We start from the raw sequence: 22,289 nt of genomic DNA, 5'->3' as shown, positions 1-22,289 counted from the left end.
ACAAGGTGTCCACTTAGCCCCGGGGGAAGTAAGGTCTGGTCCATGAGCGACGACGAGCAGCGAGGTCGTGGAGCCGCCTCCGTGCACCGGGTCGGCGGGCTCCTCGGCGATCTTCAGGCGGTCGACGAACAGCCGGTCGCCCCGCGCAGACGCGCGGACGCGGAGCGCAACCGTGCCCAGATCCTGGCCGCGGCCGAGCAGCTCTTCGCCGAGCAGGACCCGCGGTCGGTCACCATGGACCGGATCGCCAAAGCGGCGGGTGTGGGCCGCGCCACGCTGTACCGGAGCTTCCCCGACCCGTCCTCGGTCGCCGTGGCGCTGCTCGACGAGCACGAGCGCCGGCTGCAGGGGCAGCTCATCTACGGACCGCCGCCGCTCGGACCCGGCGCACCGGCCGGGGAGCGGCTCGCGGCGTTCTACCTGGCGATGCTCGATCTGCTCGAACGGCATCTGCCGCTGGCGCTGGGGGCCGAGACCGGCCCCGCGCGCTTCCGGACCGGCGCGTACGGCTTCTGGCGCGTCCACGTCCGGACACTGCTGGTCGACCACGGGGTCGAGGACCCGGATCCGCTGATCGACATCGCGCTCAGTCCGCTGTCGCCCGAGCTCTTCCAGTTCCAGCGGCACGAGCTCGGCCTGTCGACCGAGCGCGTCGGGCGTTCACTGACGTCCTTCGCCCGCCGGCTGCTGGAGTCGGGTGCCGGGCGCTGACCGCCCCTCCGAGGGCTCCCGCGAAGGGGCCGGGGCCGCCGGGTGGACCAGCCCCGGCAGGATCACCTCCCAGATGCGGCGGAGCCGTTCCTCGGCCGGATCGTGCAGGGCGCCGCTCTCCATGGGCCAGGGCTCGTCGGCCGGCGCGCCCGGCTGCCGCATCTCCAACTCGACCCCGGTGATCACGTAGCCGATCAGCGCCGCCACCGTCGTCGCGTCCACCCCCGGCCGCAGGGCCTTCTCCGCCACCGCGTACCGCGCGAGACGGCCCACCTCGCGCCGCCAGGGACAGTCCTGCCCTGCCTTCGGGCCGGTCGCCTGCAGCTCGCGGGCGAGCCGCTCACCGGCCCGCGCCACAGGGTCGGTCTCGAAGAGCCGGATCAGCGCGTGGGTGGTGATCATCAGCTTGTCGATCGCGGTGCCGCCGACGCCCTCCGTGGACAGGCAGGCCGACTCGACCGTGATCCGGGTGACCGCGCGGGCCCGCCCGCGCACCGCGGTCGCCAGGTCCGACTTGGTCGCGAAGTGGAAGACCAGCGCGCCCGTGGTCACCCGTGCCTCGGCGGCGATCCTCGCCAGGGACGCCCTCTCGTAGCCCACGCGGTCGAACACCCGCGCGGCCGACGACAGGATCTCCTGTCTCGTCCGTTCCGCCCGCTGCTGAATCGCCATGAGTCCCCCGTCGGCTTGCGAGAAGGTGCCGGAGCGTCATGTTCCGGCCTACGCCTGTGAGCGCCTCGAAACTATCCGGCCGAGGAGCGGCGAAACGCCTCCTCTCGCCCGTGCGGCCGGAAGTGGGTGCTTGACATGCCCCTGCCCCCCAGGTCGCGGCCACCCGCCCCGCTCGGACCTCCCTCGAACTGACCGAAACCGGGCGTATGACCTGTCAGGTGGATTCAGCCGTTCCGGCGGCCGCCGAAGCCCGCGCCCGGGAGCGGGATACGGCCACGCCCACGAGGCACAGCGCACCGCCGGCGAGCGTGAGCGGGCCCGGCAGCTCACCGAGGAACACCCAGGCGAGGCCCACGACGAGGGCGGGCACGGCGTACGTCGTCGCGCCCATCCGGCCCGCGGTCGTACGGGCGAGGGCGTAGGCCCAGGTCGTGAAGGCGAGCGCGGTCGGGAACACCCCCAGGTAGACCATGTTCAGAGTCGCCGGCAGCGGCGCCCGGCCCGCCTCCTCCACCAGCTGCCCGGCGAACGGCAGACAGGCCGCCGCCCCCACGAGACACCCGAAGGTCGTCACCTGGAGCGCGCTGCCGTGCGCCAGCGCCGGCTTCTGGGCCACCACCCCGCCCGCGTACGCCACCGCCGCGAGCAGACAGAGGGCCACGCCGAGCACGGAGGCGTGCCCGCCGGAGGCGCCGCCGGACATCGACAGGCCGACCGTCACCGCGCCCGCGAAGGAGACGGCCATGCCCGCCAGCAGCCGGGGCGGCAGCGACTCCTTGAGGAACCGCGCCCCGAGCAGCGCGATCAGGATCGGTCCGATGTTCACCACCATCGCCGCCGTGCCCGCGTCGACCTCCTGCTCGCCCCAGTTCAGGACCACCATGTACACCCCGAACCAGAGCAGCCCCGAGATCACGATCCCCGGCCAGGCCGCCCGCGGCGGCAGCCCCTCCCGCCGGACCAGGAGCACGACGCCGAGGACCAGCGCCCCGGCGAGCAGCCGGCCGAGCGCGAGCGCGCCGGGGGAGTAGGCCGCCCCGGCACTGCGGATGGAGACGAAGGCGGAGGCCCAGAGGACGACGGTGACACCGGCGGCGGCGAGCGCGAGCCGGGAGGTTTGCTTCTGCATGCCCCGACCGTAGGCCGTGGACCGTTCGGCGCCCACCGCACTATCACCCGGGCCGGCCCGGCCTTGCCCGACCTGCCTCGGCCCGCCCCCCCCGGCCCGCTCAGCGCAGTGCCGCCGCCTCGATGCCCAGCCCCGCCCGCAGGGCCGTCTCGCCCTCCGGGGTCACCTTCACCGCTCGCTCGGACCCGATCCGTACGCACCATCCGGTGTCGAGCGCGTGCCGGCACAGGGCGGCGCCCGCGAGGCCCGCGAGGTGCGGGCGGCGCTCGGTCCAGTCGAGGCAGCCGCGCGCGACGGGCCGCCGCCCCTTCCGTACGAGCGGAATGCCCTGCTCGTCGAACCAGGCGAGGCCCCGGTCCGTGAGCGCGAACCCGGTGTCCTGGCGCAGCAGCCCGCGATCCGTCATGGCGTCGGCGATCGCGATCCCGAGCCGGCCCGCGAAATGGTCGTAACAGGTACGGCCGCGGGCCATCGCCCGCCCCGCGCTCGCCGCCCGCAGCGAGCGCGGCGCCGCGGGCACCACGGGCTCGGACCGGGCGGCCAGGTCCTCGACGAGGTGCGCGATCCCGGGGTCGGCGAGGCGGACGTACCGGTGCCTGCCCTGCCGTTCCTCCGCGAGCACCCCGCCCGCGACCAGCTTCCCGAGGTGCTCGCTGGCGGTGGACGGCGCCACCCCGGCGTGCCGGGCGAGCTCCCCGGCGGTCCAGGCCCGGCCGTCGAGCAGGGCGAGCACGAACGCGGCGCGGCTCTCGTCCGCGAAGAGCGCCGCGAGCGCGGCGAGGTCACTGGCTGCCATGAGGCAAGCCTGCCGCACTCACGCTTCGGCGGTGGCCGAAGTCTCGTGCGGGACCCCGGCCCGGCGGCCAGGGAGGGTCTCGTACTGGAGCCGCAGCCCGTCGAGCAGGGCCCGCAGGCCCGTCTCGAAGGCGCCCTCGTCGACCTTCTGGCGGTGCTCCGCGAGGAGGTGCGCCTGGCCGAGGTGGGGGTAGTCAGCCGGGTCGTAGGCCGTCTCGTCGTCGACGAAGCCACGGGCGAAGGAGCCGAGGGCGGAGCCGGTGATGAAGTACCGCATCAGCGCGCCGATGGAGGTGGCCTGGGCCGGGGGCCAGCCCGCGCGGACCATCGCGCCGAAGACGGCGTCGGCGACCTTCAGGCCCGCCGGGCGGCGGCCGGGCCCCTGCGCGAGGACGGGGACGATGTGCGGGTGGTCGGCGAGGGCGGCGCGATAGGAGACCGCCCAGTCGTGCAGGGCCGTGCGCCAGTCCCGGCCGTCGTCCTCCGCGAACATCGACAGATCGATCTTCGCGCTCACCGCGTCCGCGATCGCGTCGAGGATCTCGTCCTTGGTGCGGAAGTGGTTGTAGAGCGACGGCCCGCTCACCCCGAGTTCGGCGGCGAGCCGCCGGGTGGAGAGCGCGGCGAGGCCCTCCGCGTCCACGAGCGCGCCCGCCGTCTCGACGATGCGTTCTCGGCTGAGCAGGGGCTTGCGCGGTCGGGCCATGGCGCACATAGTAGGCCCGCGAGAGAAAAACTAGCAGTGGTAATTAAAGCGTCGAGTGGGGTGGCACCGCATGAATCTGGAACTGAGCGAGGAGCAGGAGGCCGTACGGCGGCTCGCCGAGGACTTCGTCGCCCGGGAGGTCACCCCGCACGCGGTCGCGTGGGACCGCGCCGAGGAGGTGGACCGGGGCATCGTGAAGAAGCTCGGCGCCGTCGGCTTCCTCGGGCTCACGATCCCGGAGGAGTACGGCGGTTCGGGCGGCGACCACCTCGCGTACTGCCTCGTCACCGAGGAGCTGGGGCGCGGCGACTCCTCCGTACGCGGCATCGTCTCCGTCTCCCTCGGCCTGGTCGCCAAGACGATCGCCTCCTGGGGCACCGAGGAGCAGAAGCGGGAGTGGCTGCCCCGGCTCGCCGCGGGCGAGGCCCTCGGCTGCTTCGGCCTCACCGAGCCGGGCACCGGCTCCGACGCCGGGAACCTGGCCACCCGCGCCGTGCGGGACGGCGACGCGTACGTCGTCAACGGCAGCAAGATGTTCATCACCAACGGCACCTGGGCCGATGTCGTGCTGCTCTTCGCCCGCACCGACGACACCCCCGGCCACAAGGGCGTCTCCGCCTTCCTCGTCCCCACCGACACCCCCGGCCTCGCCCGCCGACCCGTGCACGGCAAGCTCGGCCTGCGCGGGCAGGCCACCGCCGAACTCGTCCTGGAGGACGTCCGCGTCCCGGCCGGCGCGATGCTCGGCCCCGAGGGCAAGGGCTTCGCCGTCGCCATGTCCGCCCTCGCCAAGGGGCGCATGTCGGTCGCCGCCGGCTGCGTCGGCATCGCGCAGGCCGCCCTCGACGCCGCCGTGCGGTACGCGGGGGAGCGCGAGCAGTTCGGAAAGCCCATCGCCTCCTACCAGCTGGTCCAGGAGCTCCTCAGTGACATCGCCGTCGACGTGGACGCCGCCCGGCTGCTCACCTGGCGCGTCGCCGACCTGATCGACCGGGGCCAGGACTTCGCCACCGCCGCCTCCAAGGCCAAGCTGTACGCCTCCGAGGCCGCCGTCCGCGCCGCGAACAACGCCCTGCAGGTCTTCGGCGGCTACGGCTACATCGACGAGTACCCGGTCGGGAAGCTGGTGCGCGACGCCCGCGTCATGACCCTGTACGAGGGCACCAGCCAGATCCAGAAGCTCATCATCGGCCGGGCGCTGACGGGGGTCTCGGCCTTCTGAGTACCTCGCTGAGTACGCGGACGGATGTGGTGCCCGCCACATCCGTCCGATGCTGTGCGGCATGAGCGACACACCGGTCAAGCAGCAGAACACCGCGGCCTACTACCTGCAGGCCGTCATCTCCTTCGGGATCGCGATCGCGGCCGTCGGCATCGGCGTCTTCCAGCTCGACGCCAGCGCCTGGGTGCGGGCCTTCCTCGCCATCTCCGTCCTCTACCTCACGACCTCGGCCTTCACCCTCGCCAAGGTCGTCCGCGACCGCCAGGAGGCCGGCCAGATCGTCAGCCGGGTCGACCAGGCCCGCCTGGAGAAGCTCCTCGCCGAGCACGACCCCTTCCAGAAGCTCTAGATCCGACACTAAGCGCTTGCTCACCCTCGTTGTATGGTGTTCGTCCTGACGGGGTCCGAGAAGGGGTGTGGGATGAGCGCGGCGGAGGAGACGCCCGGGGGCGAGGACGTGCCCTGGGGCGAGGTCACGCCCGAGGCGGCCCGGCGGCTGCTCGTGGCCGCCGTCGAGGCGTTCGCCGAGCGCGGGTACCACGCCACCACCACCCGGGACATCGCGGGCCGCGCCGGGATGAGTCCCGCCGCGCTCTACATCCACTACAAGACCAAGGAAGAGCTGCTCCACCGGATCAGCCGCATCGGTCACGACCGGGCCCTGGAGATCCTCCGGGCCGCGGCCGACGGCGAGGGCACCGCCGCCGAGCGTCTCGCCGACGCCGTCCGCTCCTTCGTCCGCTGGCACGCCGAGCGCCACACGACCGCGCGCGTCGTCCAGTACGAGCTCGACGCCCTCGGCCCCGAGCACCGGGCCGAGATCGTGGAACTGCGCCGCGAGTCCGACGCGGCGATCCGCCGCATCATCGACGAGGGCGTGGCGGCGGGCGAGTTCGTGGTGCCGGACGTGCCCGGCACCACGGTGGCCGTGCTCTCCCTCTGCATCGACGTCTCGCGCTGGTTCAACGCGCAGGGCCGCCGGACGCCCGACGAGGTCGGCGCGCTCTACGCCGACCTCGTCCTCAGGATGGTCGGCGCTCAGAAGTAGTAGCGCGAGACCGACTCGGCCACGCACACCGGCTTCTCGGAGCCCTCGCGTTCCACGGTCACCGCCGCCGTCACCTGCACGCCGCCGCCCGCCTCCTCGACCTTCGTGAGCACGGCGGTGGCGCGCAGCCGCGAGCCGACCGGGACCGGGGCGGGGAAACGCACCTTCTCCGTCCCGTAGTTGAGGCCCATCTTCATGCCCTCGACCCGCAGCACCTGCGGGACGAACAGCGGCAGCAGCGACAGCGTCAGATAGCCGTGGGCGATCGTCGTGCCGAACGGACCCGCGGCGGCGCGCTCCGGGTCCACGTGGATCCACTGGTGGTCCCCGGTCGCCTCCGCGAAGAGGTCGATCCGCTTCTGGTCGATCTCCACCCAGTCGCTGTGCCCCAGCTGTTCGCCCACGCCCGCGCGCAGCTCCTCGGCGGAGGTGAAGATCCTCGGCTCGGCCATGTTCCTCGTCCCTTCTGGTACGGCATACCTGATGGTCGGTATCTAAGCGCTTGCTCAGCATGTGGGGTGCGAGGGCCGCTGTCAACGGCCGCCGACCCCGGGCCAGTAGGGTTCGCCGGGTGCCGCAGATTCCAGAGAAGATCCATGAACTCACCGTCGGCCAGCTCTCCGCCCGTAGCGGGGCCGCCGTCTCCGCCCTGCACTTCTACGAGGCGAAGGGGCTCATCAGCAGCCGCCGCACCAGCGGCAACCAGCGCCGCTACGGCCGCGACACGCTCCGCCGGGTCGCCTTCGTCCGGGCCGCCCAGCGGGTCGGGATCCCCCTGGCCACCATCCGGGAGGCCCTCGCCCAGCTCCCTGAGGAGCGCACGCCCACGAACGAGGACTGGGCCCGGCTCTCCGCGGCCTGGCGCACCGAACTCGACGAGCGCATCAGGCAGCTGGGCCGGCTCCGCGACCATCTGACGGACTGCATCGGCTGCGGCTGCCTGTCCCTGGAGACCTGCGTCCTGTCCAACCCCGACGACCGCTTCGGGGAGCGGATGGCGGGCTCCCGCCTCCTCCCGGTGCGCAGTCCGGCGGCAGAGCCCACGGAGTAGGGCACCTCACGGCCGCACGTGCGCGACCGCCGCCTTCACCAGGTGGGCGTTGGAGCGCGCCGCCGTGCCGTCCGGCAGGAGCAGGGTGTCCTCCAGGCCGATCCGGGCGTCGAGCCCGAGCCGGCGGGCGAGCCGCAGCACCGGCCAGGCGCCGCCCTCCTCGCCGTGGAGCAGCACCGGGACCCCCGGCGGGACGGTGAGCGCCGCGAGCAGGGCGCGGGCCGTGGCCACGGGGTCGCCGGCCGGGCCCGTGGCCACGGCCTTCGCGAGGACCCGCCCCACCTCCGGCGCCAGCGGCGAGCGCGCGAAACGGTCCGGGCCGTCCGTGCCCCACCACAGCGCGGCCTCGACCGCGATCCCGCGTTCCAGGAGCGCCGCCGCCACCTCCTCGGCGCCCGGCTCGTGCCAGTCGACCGTCACCCGGTCCGGGAGCGCTTCCCAGGAGCGGATCCGCTCCGTGCGGCGGTCCGGATCGGGCTCGGCGGAGGCCGCCGTCGTCACGCGGACCGTGCCACCGGCCGCCGCCCCGACGGCCGCCCGGATCTCCGTCAGGACCGGCGTGAGCACGCGGGGCGAGAGGGACGTGCCGCCGCACGGCGTGCGGGGGTGCACCCGCACCTCCCCGGCCCCGGCCGCCACCGCCCGCGCCGCCGACTCCCCGAGGGACTCCGGTGACATCGGGACCGCCGCCGAATCCCCGGGCCCACGCGAGCCGTTGAGGCACACCTGGAGCAGCGCGCGGGAGGCGCTCCTCACGCCGCCGAGGCCAGCGGCAGGCGCCGGGACCCGCGCGCCCGGGCCAGCGCTCCCGAGGTCAGTACCGCCCGCGGGACGCCCACCCCGCAGTCCCCGCACACCGGACCGAGCCACGGCTCGGACGCGTGACCCGGTCCCGCCCACTCGATCCGCGGCCCCGCGCAGACCGGACACGCCTCGCCCGGCCCCCGCTCCAGGGCGGTGATCAGCCGCCGCAGCACCTCCGGCAGCGGGTCCGAGGGGTGCACCGCCGGGTCACCGCAGCGGACCACGCCGTTCCCGCCCCAGACGCGCCGGTGCCAGTCGTCGAGAGCGCCGAGCCCGCGCAGCCCCCTGTGCTTCTCGCGCCGCCGCCGGGCGGCGAACCGCTCCTCGTACGCGAGCCACACGGCCCGCGCCTCCTCCAACTCGTCGAGCGCCGCCACGAGGCGCCCGGGGTCGAGCTCCCGGTCCTCGGGACCGAACCTGTGCCTGCGGCACAGATGGTCCCAGGTCGCGCGGTGTCCGTAGGGCGCGAACCTCTCCAGACACTTGCGCAGCGAGTACCTGCGCAACGCCGTGTCGTACCCCGGATCGCGCACCTGTCTCGCGAGACTCCGGAAACCGGCCATGCTTCGCCACCTCCGCCGCTGGTCCTTCCGCGCTATCAGAGGGACGAACGGGAGCGCCGCCGTGTTCCATCGAAATCCCGATGGCAGCCATCAGCGGGCTCGACGAGGCGTCCGTCACCCACCGGAACCAGGGCGTCCGGTGGGGTTCAGCGGCCGGCCCGGGCCGCCGACACCACCAGCCGGGCCGGTTCGGGGCGGCGGATGTCGCCGTGCGAGCGGACCACGTCGGCCACGTCCACGGGCGCCGTCCAGACGTGCGACGGCGTGTCAGCGCAGCCGTGCCGCCGAGATCCGCGGGAAGTGGATCAGCAGGTCGTACGCGGTGGAGAGCCGCACGGGCGCAAGGGCGCCCGGCCAGGGGAACGCCGTCCCGATGTGCCGCGCCGGCCGGGGCACCCCCAGCCAGTCCCGCGCGGCCGGAGCCGTACGCCTCATGTCCAGGTAGAAGGGGCCGGGCGCGACCTGGTCCAGGGTGTGGGCGCTGCTGTCGGGGCCGAGCGGCGCGACGGTGAACGCCCGGATCGGCTCGCCGGGGGCGCCGGTGTCGTGCGCGTTGAAGGAGCCCTGGCCGAAGGAGGCGCCCACGCTCACGTAGTCCCGGCCGAGGGCGTCCCGCAGGAAGGCGCCCTGGGGCCGCGGGTACTGCCCCGGGTCGGGCGTCTCGTAGCCCACGTGCCCGTTGTGCGCGGAGAGCACCATCCGGTCGCCGGTCCGGCGCTGCCACCACACGGTGTTCTCCGCCATGATCCGGTCGCGGTAGAGCATCGCCGCGGCGACCCCCTCCGGCGTCGTCAGGTCGTGGGCGTACTCGGTGCCGACCTGGGCGATCGCACGCGCGTGCTGCACCGCCCAGAGGTGCGCCTCCCGCGCTCCGGGGGCCCTGCCGGGGCTCTGCCGCTCCAGGAGGGCGAGGGCGCGGTTCACGTCGGCCGCCAGCCGCTGCCGCTCGGCGCGCGGCCGCTCCATGTACCCCTTCATCCAGGCCTCCACCCCGCCCGTGGGCCGGGAGTCCCGGTACAGCTCCCGGAAGCGGGGGAGGAGAGCCGGACGCACGCGGGCGACGTACGAGGTGACGGCGTCGAAGAGGTTCGGGCCGGCGTAGCCGAGGTCGTTGCCCATGAAGCGGACCTGGTGTCCGGGGTGGAGCTGGTTGTGCCGCCGCATCCACCGGAAGAGGTCGAGGTACTCCTCGGTGTTCCAGAGGCGGTACGACTCCTGGAACTCGTCCCGCATGATCGCCCGGATGTCGCCGTGCCCGGTGCGGACCCACGCGTCGACGAGGAGCCCGGTGGACCAGTTGGCCTCCAGGGCGAAGGTGGTGAAGCCCCGTGACTCCACGAGGTGTTCGAAGATCCGGTGCTTCGCGGCGAAGAACTCGGCCGAGCTGTGGGTGGCCTCGCCGAGACCGACGACCGTGGCCGAGCCGATCATCCGGTCGAGCGGGCGCAGATCGGTCAGGGGCCGGGCGGAGCGGGCGAGTTCCCGCGCGGGGTCGGGGCCGGGCGGGGCCGCGGCGGCCCCCGCGGCGGGGGCGAGGGAGCCCAGGCAGGCGGCGAGGAGGAGCCCGACGAGCGGCAGGCGACGGCGTCGTAAGGAGAGGTTCATGGAGCCAGCGTGGTCGCGGGGGCGCCCGGGGAACATCCCGCCCGCCCCCGTCCCGGACGGGGGTAACCCCCACCCCTGTCCGGGGACGGCGGTCCGGTGGTCACGCCCTCAGCGGTACAGCAGGTACTCCTCGCGCACCGCCCGGAAGGCCGCCAGGTCCGGCTCCCACGCGCCGACGACCTCGTCCACGCCCGCGCCCGCGTCGATCAGGGTCCGCACCCGGGCCGAACCGGTCAGCTTGTCGATCCAGTGGTCCGGTCGCCAGGCGAAGCCGGACCACGAGCTCCGGGCGGTGACCAGGAGCCCGATCCCCGTCCGTACCGGGTCGAAGCTCTCGGGGTCGTGGACGTGCAGCTGCACCCCGCCCACCGTCTTCCCCTGGAACTTGGAGAAGGTCGGCGCGAAGTAGGCCTCGCGGAACCGGACCCCGGGCAGTCCGAGGGCGTTCGCCGCCTCCGCCCACCGCCGGTCGATCCCCTCGGCGCCGAGGAGTTCGAAGGGGCGGGTGGTGCCCCGGCCCTCGGAGAGGTTCGTACCCTCGAACAGACAGGTGCCGGAGTAGACGAGCGCGGTCTCCGGCGTCGGCATGTTCGGGCTGGGCGGCACCCACGGCAGTCCGGTGGCGTCGAAGAACTCCGACCGTCGCCATCCCGTCATCCGTACGGTGTCCAGGGCGACGGGCGTGGTCAGGAACTCGGCGTTGAAGAGGCCGGCCAGCTCGGCCACCGTCATGCCGTGCGCCTGCGCGATCGGCTCCCGCCCGACGAACGTCGCGAACGCCCGGTCGAGGACGGGGCCGAGCGCCGCCCGCCCGGTCACCGGGTTGGGCCGGTCCAGGACCACGAACCGCTTCCCGGCGAGGGCGGCGGCCGCCATGCAGTCGTACAGGGTCCAGATGTACGTGTAGAAGCGGGCGCCGACGTCCTGGATGTCGAAGACGACGCTGTCGACCCCGGAGGCGGTGAAGACGTCCGCGAGCTGCTGCCCGCTCTTCAGGTACGTGTCGTAGACGGGCAGTCCGGTCGCCGGATCGTCGTACCGCCCCTCGGAGCCGCCCGCCTGGGCGGTGCCCCGGAAGCCGTGCTCGGGGCCGAAGACGGCGACCAGGTCCACCCGCCCGTCGGCGTGCATGACGTCGACGATGTGGCGCGCGTCCCGGGTGACGCCGGTCGGGTTGGTGACGACGCCGACCCGTTCGCCCGCGAGGCGCGCGTACCCGTTGGCGGCGAGCCGCTCGAAGCCGGTCCACACGCGGCCGTGACCGGGCGCCGCGGCGGCGGGCACGGCGGCGGTGGCCGCCACCGCTCCCAGGGCGCCTCCGGCGGCCAGCAGACTCCGTCGCGACGGGCTCATGCGGGACCTCCCTCGGAGTGACATGGCCACGCACGCTAGCGCCCCTGACCGCTCCGGGGAACGAGGCGTGCGGAACGGGTCTTCCGCCGCTCCATACCGACCGGTTAGTCTGTGCCGGTCTTCCCAGCGCGTCGTCACAGCCGAGAGGTGGGTCCATGACAGCGGACACGAACGAACTCCAGGGCGCCGGCGTCGTCGTCACCGGCGCGGGCGGCGGCATCGGCGCCGCCCTCGCCCGCCGCTTCGCCGCCGAAGGGGCCAGGGTCGTCGTCAACGACCTCGACCCCGGACGCACCAAGGCCGTCGCCGAGGAGATCGGCGCCGTTCCCGTCCCCGGCGACGCCTCCGCCGTCGTCGACGAGGCCCGTGAGGCCCTCGGCGGCACCGTCGACGTCTGGTGCGCGAACGCCGGACTCTCCTCGCCCGGCGACGCCTTCGCCGACGAGGACGTCTGGGCCGCCGCCTGGGACGTCAACGTCATGGCCCACGTCCGCGCGGCCCGCGCCCTCCTCCCGGAGTGGCTGGAGCGCGGCAGCGGCCGCTTCGTCTCCACCGTCTCCGCCGCCGGACTGCTCACCATGATCGGCGCGGCGCCGTACAGCGTCTCCAAGCACGGTGCGTACGCCTTCGCCGAATGGCTCTCCCTCACCTACCGCCACCGCGGCCTCAAGGTCCACGCCATCTGCCCGCAGGGCGTCCGTACGGACATGCTCACCGCCGCCGGATCCGCCGGCGACCTCGTCCTCGCCCCCACCGCCATCGAGCCCGAGGACGTCGCCGACGCCCTCCTCGACGCCATCGGCGCCGACCGCTTCCTCGTCCTGCCCCACCCCGAGGTCGCCGGCTACTACCGCAACCGCGCCACCGACCCCGAGCGGTGGCTCGGCACGATGAACCACGTCCAGCGGACCTGGGAGACGGGGACCCGTCAGCCGTGACCCGCGGCGGATGGGAAGATCTACGGGCGGGATCGCGTTCCCGTGACCGAAAAACGATCACCAAGGAAGGCGGCGGAGCATGGCCAGGACGACGGACGGGAGCGGCACCCCGGTCCCCCAGAGGCTCCTCGCCGCCGCCACCCGGCTCTTCGCGGAGCAGGGCTACGACCGCACCTCCGTCCAGGAGATCGTCGAGGCCGCGGGGGTCACCAAGGGCGCGCTCTACCACTACTTCGGCTCCAAGGAGGACCTCCTCCAGGAGGTCTACTCCCGGGTGCTGCGCCTCCAGCAGGAGCGGCTCGACGCCTACGCGGACGCCGACGCGCCCATCGAGGACCGGCTGCGCTCCGCCGCCGCCGACGTCGTGGTCACCACCATCGAGAACCTCGACGACGCCGCCATCTTCTTCCGCTCCATGCACCATCTGAGCCCCGAGAAGAACAAGCAGGTGCGGTCCGAGCGGCGCCGCTACCACGAGCGCTTCCGGGCCCTGGTCGAAGAGGGCCAGCGGGCCGGGGTGTTCTCCACCGCCACCCCCGCCGACCTGGTCGTGGACTACCACTTCGGCTCGGTGCACCACCTGTCCACGTGGTACCGCCCGGACGGCCCGCTCACCCCCGGGCAGGTGGCCGGCCACCTGGCCGACCTCCTGCTCCGCGCGCTCCGGCCGTAAGCGGCCGCTACAGGTACTTCTTCAGCTCCTGGCGCGCCAGCGACCTCTGGTGCACCTCGTCCGGGCCGTCCGCCAGCTTCAGCGTCCGCGCCGCCGCCCACAGTTCGGCCAGCGGGAAGTCCTGCGACACCCCGCCCGCCCCGTGCGCCTGCACGGCCTTGTCGATGATGTCGACGACGGCGCGCGGGGTCGCGATCTTGATGGCCTGGATCTCGGTGTGCGCACCCCGGTTGCCCACGGTGTCCATGAGCCAGGCCGTCTTGAGGACGAGGAGCCGCAACTGCTCGATGGTGACCCGGGCGTCGGCGATCCAGTTCTGCACGACGCCCTGCTGGGCGAGCGTCTTGCCGAAGGCGGTACGGGAGACGGCGCGCCGGCACATCAGCTCGACCGCCCGCTCCGCCATGCCGATGAGCCGCATGCAGTGGTGGATGCGGCCGGGGCCGAGCCGGGCCTGCGCGATGGCGAAGCCGCCGCCCTCCTCGCCGACGATGTTCGCGGCCGGGACCCGGACCCCGTCGAAGAGCACCTCGGCGTGGCCGCCGTGGTAGTGGTCCTCGTACCCGTACACCCGCATCGCGCGCCGGACCTCGACGCCCGGGGTGTCGCGCGGCACGAGGATCATCGACTGCCGGCGGCGGACGTCCGGCCCGTCGGGGTCGGTCTTGCCCATCACGATGAAGATCCGGCAGTCGGGGTTCATCGCCCCGGAGATGTACCACTTGCGGCCGTCGACGACGTACTGGTCGCCGTCCCGCCGGATCCGGGTCTCGATGTTGGTCGCGTCGGAGGAGGCGACCTCGGGCTCGGTCATGGCGAAGGCCGAGCGGATCTCGCCCGCGAGGAGCGGCTCCAGCCACTGCTTCTTCTGCGCCTCGTCGCCGAACTGGGCGAGCAGCTCCATGTTCCCGGTGTCCGGGGCGGCGCAGTTGAGGGCGGTCGGGGCGAGGTGCGGGCTGCGGCCGGTGATCTCGGCGAGCGGCGCGTACTGGAGGTTGGTGAGCCCCGCCCCGTACTCCTCGTCGGGGAGGAAGAGGTTCCACAGGCCCTGCCGCTTGGCCTCCGCCTTGAGGTCCTCCACCACCGGCGGCGAGTCCCAGGGGGAGGCGAGCCGCGCACGCTGCTCCTCGGCGACGGCCTCGGCCGGGTAGACGTGCTCGTCCATGAAGGCGAGGAGTTTCGCCCGCAGTTCCTCGGTGCGGGCGTCGAACGCGAAGTCCATGACGGATCAGCCTTCCTGAAGGGTGGTGAGGCCGTGCTCGATGAAGACGGGGACGAGTTCGCCGATGCGGTCGAAGCCGGCGCCGACCGTCTGCCCGAGGGTCCACCGGTAGTGGATGCCCTCCAGGATCACGGCGAGCTTGAACCAGGCGAAGGCCGTGTACCAGGCGAGCCCGGAGGTGTCGCGGCCCGAGCGGGCGGCGTACCGCTCGACGAGCTCGGCGGCGCTCGGGTGCCCGGGAGCCGTGGCGGTCGTGGAGATGGGGGAGTTCGGCAGGTCGAGCGGCGTGCTGTACATGACGAGGAGGCCGAGGTCGGTGAGCGGGTCGCCGAGGGTGGACATCTCCCAGTCGAGGACGGCCCGGATCCGGTCGTCCTCGCCGACGAGGACGTTGTCGAGCCGGTAGTCGCCGTGGATCACCGTCGGCGCGGGAGACGCGGGCAGCGATCGGCCGAGAGCGGCGTGCAGCTCGTCGATCCCGGAGAGTTCACGGCCGCGCGAGGCGTCGAGCTGCTTGCCCCAGCGGCGGAGCTGCCGGTCGAGGAAGCCCTCTGGACGCCCGAAGTCCCCGAGCCCCACCGCCTCCGGGTCGACGGCGTGCAGGTCGACGAGGGTGTCGACCAGGCCGAGGAGGGCGGCGCGGGTGCGTTCGGGGCCGAGCGGGGCGAGCTGACGGGCCGAGCGGTACGGCGTGCCCTCGACGAACTCCATGACGTAGAACGGCGCGCCGAGCACCGACTCGTCCTCGCAGAGCAGGACCGTGCCGGGGACGGGCACGTCCGTCGTGTGCAGGGCGCTGATGACGCGGTGCTCGCGCCGCATGTCGTGGGCGGTGGCGAGCACGTGCCCGAGCGGGGGCCGGCGGACCACCCAGCGGCCCGTGCCGTCGGTCACGACGTACGTCAGGTTCGACCGGCCGCCCTCGATCAGCCGGGCGTCGAGGGGGCCGGACACCAGACCGGGCCGCTCGCGGTCGAGGAATCGGCGCAGCTGCTCGGGGTCGAGTCCTGGCGGGGCGGAACTCATACGTGCGTACCTCCGGATCGGCTTCGGTCGGCATTCATGATGACCGACCAGTCGGTATGTCGTCCAGAGGGGCGGGCGGGAAAGCGCGTCACGCGCTCTGGTGGCAGATCGCATGCCTGAATATGGTTCACATATGGATGCGAAGCTGATCGTCGACGAAGTCCGGCTCACCCCGATCCTCATCTCCGACCCGCCCCTCCTCAACACCCAGGGGGTCCATCAGCCCTTCACGCCCCGGCTGGTGGTCGAGGTGATCACCGGGGGAGGGGTGAGCGGGCTCGGCGAGACCTACGGCGACGGCGTCTACCTGGACGTCGCCCGGGGGCTGGCCGAGACGCTGCCGGGTCGCTCGATCACGGAGGTGAACGCCCTCTTCGCCCTGGCGAAGGAGACCGGAAGCGCGTCCGCCCCCCGCACGGACTCGGCCGTCGACGCCGCGGGCCTGCGCGGGGTCCGTACCGCCGAGAAGCTCCGCCTCTCCGTGGTCTCCGCCTTCGAGACCGCCTGTCTGGACGCGCTCGGCAGGACCCTCGGCCTGCCCGTCCACGCCCTCCTCGGCGGAAAGGTCCGCGACGAGGTCGAGTACAGCGCGTACCTCTTCTACAAGTGGGCCGGTACGGACGACTGGGGCGCGGCCCTCGACCCCGCCGGGATCGTGGCGCAGGCCCGCCGCTTCGACCGGGAGTACGGCTTCCGCTCCTTCAAGCTCAAGGGCGGTGTGTTCGAGCCCGAGCGGGAGATCGCCGCGATCCGGGCGCTCGCCGGGGCCTTCCCCGGCCGTCCGCTCCGTCTCGACCCCAACGGCGCCTGGTCCGTGGAGACCTCGCTCGCCGTCGCGCGCGAACTGAAGGACGTCCTGGAGTACCTGGAGGACCCGGCGAGCGGCACCGCCGCCATGGCCGAGGTCGCCGCCCGCACCGACGTGCCGCTCGCCACGAACATGTGCGTCACCACCTTCGAGGAGGTCCCGGAGGCCTTCGCCAGGGACGCGGTACGGATCGTCCTGTGCGACCACCACTACTGGGGCGGCCTCCACCGCACCCGCGAACTGGCCGCGCTCTGCCGCACGTTCGGCGTCGGCCTCTCCATGCATTCCAACACCCACCTGGGCATCAGCCTCGCCGCCATGACCCAGGTCGCCGCCACCCTGCCGGGGCTCCACCACGCCTGCGACACCCACTACCCGTGGCAGACGGAGGACGTCGTCACCCCCCGGCCCGTCTTCCGGGCGGGCCGCCTCACGGTCTCGGACGCCCCCGGCCTCGGCGTCGAACTGGACCGCGAGGCCCTGGCGGCCCTGCACGCCCGCTGGCAGGAGGACGACGGCACGTACCGGGACCGCGACGACGCGTCGGCGATGCGCGCGGTGCATCCGGACTGGACTCCGGGCCGCTGGTAGCCCCCGCCCACAGCCGTGGGCGGGCAGACGTCAGGCCGGGTCGGAGCGGCGTCCGGCCCGGACCTCACGTCCGGATCTACTTCTTGCAGAGGGCCGACGCCAGGATGGCCGCCGCTCCCGCGTTGTAGCCCTTCTCGTAGTTCGGGTCCAGCGCGACCGCCCCCTGCTTGGGCGGTTCCTTCTTGCAGTCCTGCTTGGTGTCGGCGACACCCTGCCGGTAGCCCATGCGGTACTGGTCCTGGGCGTCCTTCTGCTGGCTCTCCTTGACCGTGCCGCAGGTGGTCTCGGGAACACCGGACTGGAGTGCCGTGACCGTGCCCGCGGGGAAGAAGTCCGAGATCGCGAACCCGCCGCCGGCATTCACCTTCAGACTCGCGGTGTGGGTGTTGTTGCTCTCGAGGAAGACCGTCTTCCCGGGCTTCCAGCCCTTGCCCGAGACGTCGAACTTGCCTGCCGTCTTGCTCTCCTTCACCGTGCACGTGGCCGACGGAGCCGCCTGTGCGGAACTCATGGTGAGCGCCACGGAACCGAGGAGCAACGAGGAGATCGTCAGCGGAGCCAGCACGGCCGCGCGGATTTTTCTGTTCACTTCTCTTCCCTCCGGTGGCGGGCCCGCGCTTCGGGCACGAGCCCGAGAGGATGAACCCACGGATGGGAACAGCGGTGCACCGGGCAACCGCGTCTCCACAACGCCTGCCGGCTTCACCCCGAGGAGGCGGTCCACTGAGGAGTCTCCTGAGGGGGACCGTCCACGGTCCCGTCCTCCTACGGCTGCCACCCCATCCGTAGCGGCCCTGAGGGACCTCACGTGTTTCCATCGTCTCGCTCCCCACCGGACCTGTCGATTCGGACCCGGCTACGCGTGACAGGCCACCGGCACCCCGCCGTTCATCGCCGCCATGTCCCCGAACACCGTCACCGGATCCAGCGGCGACCCCTCGGGGAGCCCCTCCAGCTCCGCGTACGCCCGGTGCAGGTTCGCCACGAGCCGCTCGCTCTCCCGCCACGCGGCGAACTCCCCGAGCTCCGCCCGCCGCGCCGTCTCCAGCGGCGTCATCCCCTTCGCGTACCCCTCCTCGGCCAGCTCCCGCACCCACAGCAGGTACCGCTCCGTGGTGTCGTACGCCGAGGGGTCGGTCACCCGCCCGTGCCCCGGTACGACCGTCGGTGCGTCGAGCGAGCGCAGCAGCTCCAGCGCGCGCAGCGAACCGGCGAGCGAACCCATCGGCAGGAACGGCGTCCCGCCGTGGAAGACCAGATCCCCGGTGAACACCACGCCCTGCGCGGGGAGATGGACGATCGAGTCGCCCGTGGTGTGCGCGGCGCCCGGGTGCAGCAGCCGCACCTCGATCCCGCCGACGTACAGCGTGAGCCGCTCGCTGTACGTGACGGAGGGCGGCAGGATCTCGACCCGGCCGAAGTCGGTCCGGGGCCACAGCAGATGGAGCTGGTGCCCGGCCGCGAGCTGCTCGGACCGGCAGTTCTCGTGCCCCACGATCCGCGCCTCCGGGGCGAACACCCCGTTGCCGTAGGTGTGGTCGCCGTGGTGGTGGGTGGAGACGATGGTCCGCGGCGGAGCCAGCCCCTCGGCGAGCACCGCCTCGCGCAGCAGCCGCGCCCGGCGCTCGGTGGCGGCGGTGTCGACGAGCAGCGACTCGTCCGCGTCGCCGATGAACCCGGCGTTGTTCAGGCACCAGCCCCCGTCGGGCTGGACGAAGGCGTGCACGTGCGGAGCGAGCGTGACCACATAGGGATCTGTGGCAGACAAAGGGATTCCCCCGGATGAGAGCCCGACTGGACAGGGGAAGAGTGCCAGCCGCCGCCCACCGCCGAAAACCCGGAACTCCTCAGTCCGCCTCGTCTCCGTCCCAGCCCTGCGCCGCCACGAACGCGTCCCCGTACTCCGCCGACCAGCGCCCCAGCGCCTCGATCGGCCCGAGCAGCGAACGCCCCAGCGGGGTCAGCGCGTACTCGACCCGGGGCGGCGTCTCCTCGTACGCCCGTCGCTCCACCAGCGCGTACCCCTCCAGGCGCCGCAGGGTCTCCGTCAGCACCTTCGCGCTGATCCCGCCGATCGCCGTCCGCAGCTCGCCGGGCCGGCGCGGCCCGTCCGCGAGCGCGTACACGACGACCCCGTTCCAGGTGTTCGCGAGCAGGTCGAAGCCGAGCCGCGCCCGGCAGTCCGCGAGGACCCGGTCGGGAACCATTCGGTAAGTCGCCCCCCGCCTACGGTCGTTCATGTCAGCACGCACAACGGTACGTGAGGGAGGACGCCCCATGCGGGTGGGAGTACTGGGTACGGGAGCGATGGCCCGGGCCCTCGGCGGAGGATGGGTCAGGGCCGGCCACGAGGTGCTCGTCGGTGGCCGGGACGCGGAACGGACCGCCGCGCTCGCCGCGAGCACGGGAGCCAGGCCGGGCACCCTCGCCGAGGCGGCCCGCTTCGGCGAGGCGAGCCTTCTCGCCCTGCCGTACGACGCGGTCCTGCCGGCCCTCGGGACGGCGGGCCCCGCCGACTCGTACGGCGGACGGATCCTGATCGACTGCACCAACGCGGTCGGCCCCGGACCGGTCCTCACCACAGGCGCGGGCCCCGGCGCGGCCCGCACGCTCGCCGCCGCCACGGGCGCCCGGGTGGTCAAGGCCTTCAACCACGTGACGCCGGCCGTGTGGAGCCGTACCCCGCCCGTCTTCGCCGACGGACCGCTCGCCGTCCCCCTCTGCGGGGACGACGAGGAGGCCCTCGCGTTCGTCGCCACGCTCGCCGCCGACCTGGGCTGCGCCCCCTTCGTCGCCGGCCCGCTGGCCCACGCGGACCTCCTGGAGGCGGCCACCGCGTTCCTCATCGGCCTCTGGACCTCGGGCCGCGACCCGCGCGCCATGCTCCCGCCGCCGGAGGCACTCGGCGGCTGACGCCCCCCGCTTGCGGGCCGGCCCGGCCGCACCGAGGGTCGGGGGTATGAAGGCGATCAGCTACCGCCGGTACGGCGGCCCCGAGGTCCTGGAGTACGGCGAGCTGCCCGAGCCCAAGATCGGACCGGACGCGGTCCTGGTCGAGGTGCGGGCGGCCGCCGTCAACCCCGTCGACTGGAAGTGCCAGGCCGGATACCTCGACGGCATGCTGGACGCCGTCTTCCCGGTGATCCCCGGCTGGGACGTCTCCGGCGTCGTGGTCCGGCTCGGCGTCTCCGTCCCCGAGTTCTCCGTGGGCGACGAGGTCATGGGGTACGTCCGCGAGGACTTCCTCTCCCGGGGCACCTTCGCCGAGTACGTCGCCGCCCCCGCCCGCACCCTCGCCCGCAAGCCCCGCACCCTCGGATTCGAGGAGGCCGCGGCCCTCCCGCTCGCCGGCCTCACCGCGTACCAGGTGCTCCGCCAGGGCCAGGCGCTCGCGGTGCGCCCCGGCGACACGGTCCTCGTGCACGCGGCGGCCGGCGGGGTCGGGTCCATGGCCGTGCAGATCGCCCGGCACCTCGGCTGCCGGGTCATCGGCGCGGCCAGGGAGGCGGGCCTCCAGCGGGTCGCGGAGCTCGGCGCCGAGCCCGTCCGCTACGACGAGGAGACGTTCACCGACCAGGTCCGCGCCCTCGCCCCGGAGGGCGTCGACGCCGTCCTCGACACCATCGGGGGCCCCTTCCTCAAGCTCTCCGCCCGCCTCCTCTCCCCGCGCGGGCGGCTGGCCTCGATCGCCGACGGCGAGGTGCTCGCCCTCGGCGGCCGCTACTTCTGGGTCCGACCCGACGCCGCCGACCTCGCGGCTCTCGCCGACCTGGCCGACGCGGGCGTCCTCACCGTACGGGTGGCCAGGGCGTTCCCCCTGGAACAGGCGGCCGAGGCCCAGCGCGCCAACGCGGCGGGCGGCCTGAACGGCAAGGTCGTGGTGACCGTCCCGTAGCGCGGTCTCACCAGATCACGGCCGCCCCGAAGACGGCGAGCGCGATCGTGCACACGGCCGAGAGCAGCGCGCCCCGCCGGGACAGCGCGAGCGGCCGGGCCGCGCCCAGGGAGCGGATCCGGCGATGGGCCACGGCCAGGAAGGCGACCCACACCAGGGACGAGAGCGCGAGCCCGGTCAGTCCCCTCGACGTGATCTCGTCGCTGACGGTCAGCTTCACGGCGAGCACCGCGACGACCGTGCACGACAGGGTCGTACGCCGCCACGCGAGCCGGGTCCGCTCCGGCTGGAGCCCCGGATCCCGGGCCTCGGCGGCCGAGCTCACCGCCCGGCCCAGCCGAAGACCACGAGCACCACCATCGCGAGCGCCACCGCGGCCACCGCGAAGCTGAGCACCGCCGGGAACCGGGACACCGGCAGGTCCTCGCCGCGCCGCATCGCGCGCTCGCAGCGCACCCAGTGGTTCACCGCCCGCAGGGCGCACAGCACCCCCGCCGCGAGCAACGCGAGCGCGAGCCCGACGCGCACGCCCCAGCGCAGGTCCGGCAGGAACTGGTCGACGGCGAAACCGCCGCCGACCAGGGCGAGCGCGGTCCGGATCCAGGCCAGGAAGGTCCGTTCGTTGGCGAGGGAGAAGCGGTAGTCGGGGGTCTCGCCCTCGTCCCGGATCCGCTGCGGCGCGAACCACAGCCGCAGGCTCTGCACGAAATCGCTCACCCGTGCACCCTAGCCGCCGGGTGCTGGGCCCGACGGATACCCGGCCCGCCGCCCGTCCGCCCGCTATCCCTCCGCCTGCTCCCCGTCCGCCCGGTCTCCGTCGGTGCGCTCCCCGTCCGTGCGCTGACCGTCCGCCCGCAGCCGTTCGTACGCGGCGAGGCCGTCCGGCACCCATTGCCAGACGCCGAGGCGCTCCTCCAGCTCCGCGTCCGTGAGGAAGCCGTGCCAGGCGACCTCCTCCACCTGCGGGCTGACCGGCAGTTCGCAGCGGACCTCGTAGACCGCCGACCACCATTTGCCGGCCACGCCCCCGGAGTCGTACAGGAACCGCAGCACCGGCTCGGGGCGGGGCAGCCCGGAGACCCCGAGCTCCTCCTCGGCCTCCCGCAGCGCCGCCTCGTCGTAGGACTCGCCCGCGCCGACGACCCCGCCGACGAACATGTCGTACATCGAGGGGAAGACCAGCTTCGTCGGCGTCCTGCGGTGGACGAAGACCCTGCCCTCCGCGTCCCGGACCCGGATGAAGACGCACCGGTGGATCAGGCCCCGCGCGTACACCTCACCGCGCGGGGCCTGTCCGATCACCCGGTCCTGCTCGTCGACGACGTCGAGGATCTCGTCAGCAGCGCTCATGGCGCCATGAAATCACTGCCCCCGATCCCGTCGGCCTCGCCGACCCGGCCCATCGGCGAGCAGGGCATGCCGGGGTTCTTCGGAGCTCCGGACGGTTGACTCGATACATTCGTGTATCCAAGATGCG

Annotated in this window: 27 protein-coding genes; 10 read left to right on the top strand and 17 right to left on the bottom strand. The window is 73.4% G+C overall.

The genetic code is table 11. From position 1 onward, the window contains the following. The first annotated feature begins 42 nt into the window (after window positions 1-42). A complete protein-coding gene (locus ACZ51I_RS26370) occupies window positions 43-711 on the top strand; it encodes a TetR/AcrR family transcriptional regulator (protein ID WP_468880360.1) in 669 nt (222 codons plus the stop codon). Here the strand turns inward: ACZ51I_RS26370 and ACZ51I_RS26365 are convergent. The 4 genes from ACZ51I_RS26365 to ACZ51I_RS26350 all read right to left on the bottom strand — a co-directional run bounded on the left by ACZ51I_RS26365 (window position 661) and on the right by ACZ51I_RS26350 (window position 4,022). Beyond that, a complete protein-coding gene (locus tag ACZ51I_RS26365) occupies window positions 661-1,383 on the bottom strand; it encodes a TetR family transcriptional regulator (RefSeq protein WP_468880357.1) in 723 nt (240 codons plus the stop codon). The genes ACZ51I_RS26370 and ACZ51I_RS26365 overlap by 51 nt on opposite strands. Before the next feature lie 214 nt (window positions 1,384-1,597). Next, entirely contained in the window at window positions 1,598-2,512 is a 915-nt protein-coding gene (locus ACZ51I_RS26360) for a DMT family transporter (protein ID WP_468880355.1), read from the bottom strand. A 100-nt stretch (window positions 2,513-2,612) separates the two neighbouring features. After that, a complete protein-coding gene (locus ACZ51I_RS26355) occupies window positions 2,613-3,308 on the bottom strand; it encodes an ArsR/SmtB family transcription factor (RefSeq protein WP_468880352.1) in 696 nt (231 codons plus the stop codon). A gap of 18 nt (window positions 3,309-3,326) precedes the next feature. Continuing rightward, window positions 3,327-4,022, bottom strand: a complete 696-nt coding sequence (locus ACZ51I_RS26350; RefSeq protein ID WP_468880349.1) for a TetR/AcrR family transcriptional regulator — start codon at window positions 4,020-4,022, stop codon at window positions 3,327-3,329. 61 nt (window positions 4,023-4,083) lie between these two features. On the opposite strand from ACZ51I_RS26350, the gene ACZ51I_RS26345 reads away from it, so the two are divergent. The 3 genes from ACZ51I_RS26345 (at window position 4,084) to ACZ51I_RS26335 (ending at window position 6,283) form a co-directional block, all read left to right on the top strand. Then, a complete protein-coding gene (locus tag ACZ51I_RS26345) occupies window positions 4,084-5,235 on the top strand; it encodes an acyl-CoA dehydrogenase family protein (protein WP_468880346.1) in 1,152 nt (383 codons plus the stop codon). Window positions 5,236-5,296: 61 nt separating this feature from the next. Continuing rightward, the gene (locus ACZ51I_RS26340) at window positions 5,297-5,584 is read left to right on the top strand and encodes a YiaA/YiaB family inner membrane protein (RefSeq protein ID WP_468880344.1); all 288 of its coding nucleotides are present in this window, start codon (window positions 5,297-5,299) and stop codon (window positions 5,582-5,584) included. Between the two features lie 72 nt (window positions 5,585-5,656). Next, on the top strand, window positions 5,657-6,283 hold the full coding sequence (locus ACZ51I_RS26335; RefSeq protein ID WP_468880342.1) for a TetR/AcrR family transcriptional regulator: 627 nt from the start codon (window positions 5,657-5,659) through the stop codon (window positions 6,281-6,283). Here ACZ51I_RS26335 and ACZ51I_RS26330 read toward each other — a convergent pair. Beyond that, entirely contained in the window at window positions 6,274-6,735 is a 462-nt protein-coding gene (locus ACZ51I_RS26330; protein ID WP_150159851.1) for a MaoC family dehydratase, read from the bottom strand. The two genes, ACZ51I_RS26335 and ACZ51I_RS26330, sit on opposite strands and share 10 nt — an antisense overlap. A 119-nt stretch (window positions 6,736-6,854) precedes the next feature. Between ACZ51I_RS26330 and soxR the strand changes: the two genes are divergently transcribed. Further along, complete coding sequence (gene soxR, locus ACZ51I_RS26325; protein WP_468880338.1) at window positions 6,855-7,334, top strand: redox-sensitive transcriptional activator SoxR; 480 nt, start codon at window positions 6,855-6,857, stop codon at window positions 7,332-7,334. 6 nt (window positions 7,335-7,340) lie between these two features. Here soxR and ACZ51I_RS26320 read toward each other — a convergent pair whose 3' ends face one another. From ACZ51I_RS26320 to ACZ51I_RS26305, 4 genes are all read right to left on the bottom strand, one after another. Further along, window positions 7,341-8,069: a 3-keto-5-aminohexanoate cleavage protein gene (locus ACZ51I_RS26320; RefSeq protein ID WP_468880544.1), complete on the bottom strand. Its 729-nt coding sequence runs from the start codon at window positions 8,067-8,069 to the stop codon at window positions 7,341-7,343. A 17-nt stretch (window positions 8,070-8,086) separates the two neighbouring features. Further along, entirely contained in the window at window positions 8,087-8,701 is a 615-nt protein-coding gene (locus tag ACZ51I_RS26315) for a hypothetical protein (RefSeq protein ID WP_468880336.1), read from the bottom strand. Window positions 8,702-8,968: 267 nt separating this feature from the next. After that, window positions 8,969-10,306 carry an erythromycin esterase family protein gene (locus ACZ51I_RS26310; RefSeq protein WP_468880333.1) on the bottom strand — a complete coding sequence of 446 codons (1,338 nt, stop codon included), beginning with the start codon at window positions 10,304-10,306 and terminating at the stop codon, window positions 8,969-8,971. Between the two features lie 108 nt (window positions 10,307-10,414). Continuing rightward, on the bottom strand, window positions 10,415-11,659 hold the full coding sequence (locus ACZ51I_RS26305) for an exo-beta-N-acetylmuramidase NamZ family protein (protein WP_468880330.1): 1,245 nt from the start codon (window positions 11,657-11,659) through the stop codon (window positions 10,415-10,417). Between the two features lie 155 nt (window positions 11,660-11,814). Between ACZ51I_RS26305 and ACZ51I_RS26300 the strand changes: the two genes are divergently transcribed. Both ACZ51I_RS26300 and ACZ51I_RS26295 read left to right on the top strand, forming a co-directional pair. Further along, window positions 11,815-12,597 (top strand): SDR family oxidoreductase, encoded by a 783-nt coding sequence (locus ACZ51I_RS26300; protein ID WP_468880328.1) that lies wholly within the window; start codon window positions 11,815-11,817, stop codon window positions 12,595-12,597. 79 nt (window positions 12,598-12,676) lie between these two features. Continuing rightward, window positions 12,677-13,270, top strand: a complete 594-nt coding sequence (locus ACZ51I_RS26295; RefSeq protein ID WP_468880326.1) for a TetR/AcrR family transcriptional regulator — start codon at window positions 12,677-12,679, stop codon at window positions 13,268-13,270. Window positions 13,271-13,277: 7 nt separating this feature from the next. On the opposite strand, the gene ACZ51I_RS26290 is transcribed toward ACZ51I_RS26295, so the two are convergent. Together ACZ51I_RS26290 and ACZ51I_RS26285 are read right to left on the bottom strand one after the other, a co-directional pair. Continuing rightward, window positions 13,278-14,492, bottom strand: coding sequence for an acyl-CoA dehydrogenase family protein (locus ACZ51I_RS26290; RefSeq protein ID WP_468880323.1), 1,215 nt, complete (start codon window positions 14,490-14,492; stop codon window positions 13,278-13,280). Between the two features lie 6 nt (window positions 14,493-14,498). Then, window positions 14,499-15,518: a phosphotransferase family protein gene (locus tag ACZ51I_RS26285; RefSeq protein ID WP_468880321.1), complete on the bottom strand. Its 1,020-nt coding sequence runs from the start codon at window positions 15,516-15,518 to the stop codon at window positions 14,499-14,501. Between the two features lie 133 nt (window positions 15,519-15,651). Between ACZ51I_RS26285 and ACZ51I_RS26280 the strand changes: the two genes are divergently transcribed. Next, on the top strand, window positions 15,652-16,917 hold the full coding sequence (locus ACZ51I_RS26280; protein WP_468880318.1) for an enolase C-terminal domain-like protein: 1,266 nt from the start codon (window positions 15,652-15,654) through the stop codon (window positions 16,915-16,917). Window positions 16,918-16,993: 76 nt separating this feature from the next. Here ACZ51I_RS26280 and ACZ51I_RS26275 read toward each other — a convergent pair whose 3' ends face one another. From ACZ51I_RS26275 to ACZ51I_RS26265, 3 genes are all read right to left on the bottom strand, one after another. After that, window positions 16,994-17,506: a hypothetical protein gene (locus tag ACZ51I_RS26275; RefSeq protein ID WP_468880316.1), complete on the bottom strand. Its 513-nt coding sequence runs from the start codon at window positions 17,504-17,506 to the stop codon at window positions 16,994-16,996. A 267-nt stretch (window positions 17,507-17,773) separates the two neighbouring features. Further along, window positions 17,774-18,685 (bottom strand): MBL fold metallo-hydrolase, encoded by a 912-nt coding sequence (locus ACZ51I_RS26270; protein ID WP_468880314.1) that lies wholly within the window; start codon window positions 18,683-18,685, stop codon window positions 17,774-17,776. 79 nt (window positions 18,686-18,764) lie between these two features. Beyond that, window positions 18,765-19,124 carry a winged helix-turn-helix transcriptional regulator gene (locus tag ACZ51I_RS26265; protein WP_468880312.1) on the bottom strand — a complete coding sequence of 120 codons (360 nt, stop codon included), beginning with the start codon at window positions 19,122-19,124 and terminating at the stop codon, window positions 18,765-18,767. A gap of 70 nt (window positions 19,125-19,194) precedes the next feature. On the opposite strand from ACZ51I_RS26265, the gene ACZ51I_RS26260 reads away from it, so the two are divergent. Both ACZ51I_RS26260 and ACZ51I_RS26255 read left to right on the top strand, forming a co-directional pair. Next, window positions 19,195-19,830 carry an NADPH-dependent F420 reductase gene (locus ACZ51I_RS26260; protein ID WP_468880309.1) on the top strand — a complete coding sequence of 212 codons (636 nt, stop codon included), beginning with the start codon at window positions 19,195-19,197 and terminating at the stop codon, window positions 19,828-19,830. A gap of 46 nt (window positions 19,831-19,876) precedes the next feature. Further along, complete coding sequence (locus ACZ51I_RS26255; RefSeq protein WP_468880306.1) at window positions 19,877-20,812, top strand: NADP-dependent oxidoreductase; 936 nt, start codon at window positions 19,877-19,879, stop codon at window positions 20,810-20,812. A gap of 7 nt (window positions 20,813-20,819) precedes the next feature. Here ACZ51I_RS26255 and ACZ51I_RS26250 read toward each other — a convergent pair whose 3' ends face one another. From ACZ51I_RS26250 to ACZ51I_RS26240, 3 genes are all read right to left on the bottom strand, one after another. Then, the gene (locus ACZ51I_RS26250; RefSeq protein WP_468880303.1) at window positions 20,820-21,137 is read right to left on the bottom strand and encodes a DUF202 domain-containing protein; all 318 of its coding nucleotides are present in this window, start codon (window positions 21,135-21,137) and stop codon (window positions 20,820-20,822) included. Beyond that, entirely contained in the window at window positions 21,134-21,529 is a 396-nt protein-coding gene (locus ACZ51I_RS26245) for a YidH family protein (protein ID WP_468880301.1), read from the bottom strand. Before ACZ51I_RS26245 ends, ACZ51I_RS26250 begins: the two co-directional genes overlap by 4 nt. Window positions 21,530-21,592: 63 nt before the next feature. Next, window positions 21,593-22,162 carry an NUDIX domain-containing protein gene (locus ACZ51I_RS26240; RefSeq protein WP_468880299.1) on the bottom strand — a complete coding sequence of 190 codons (570 nt, stop codon included), beginning with the start codon at window positions 22,160-22,162 and terminating at the stop codon, window positions 21,593-21,595. Window positions 22,163-22,289 lie beyond the last annotated feature (127 nt).

Source organism: Streptomyces sp. NPDC034084 (genome assembly GCF_055575535.1).
Note: the sequence above shows the minus strand (reverse complement) of the source record. Positions and strands in the feature narration are given on the sequence as shown.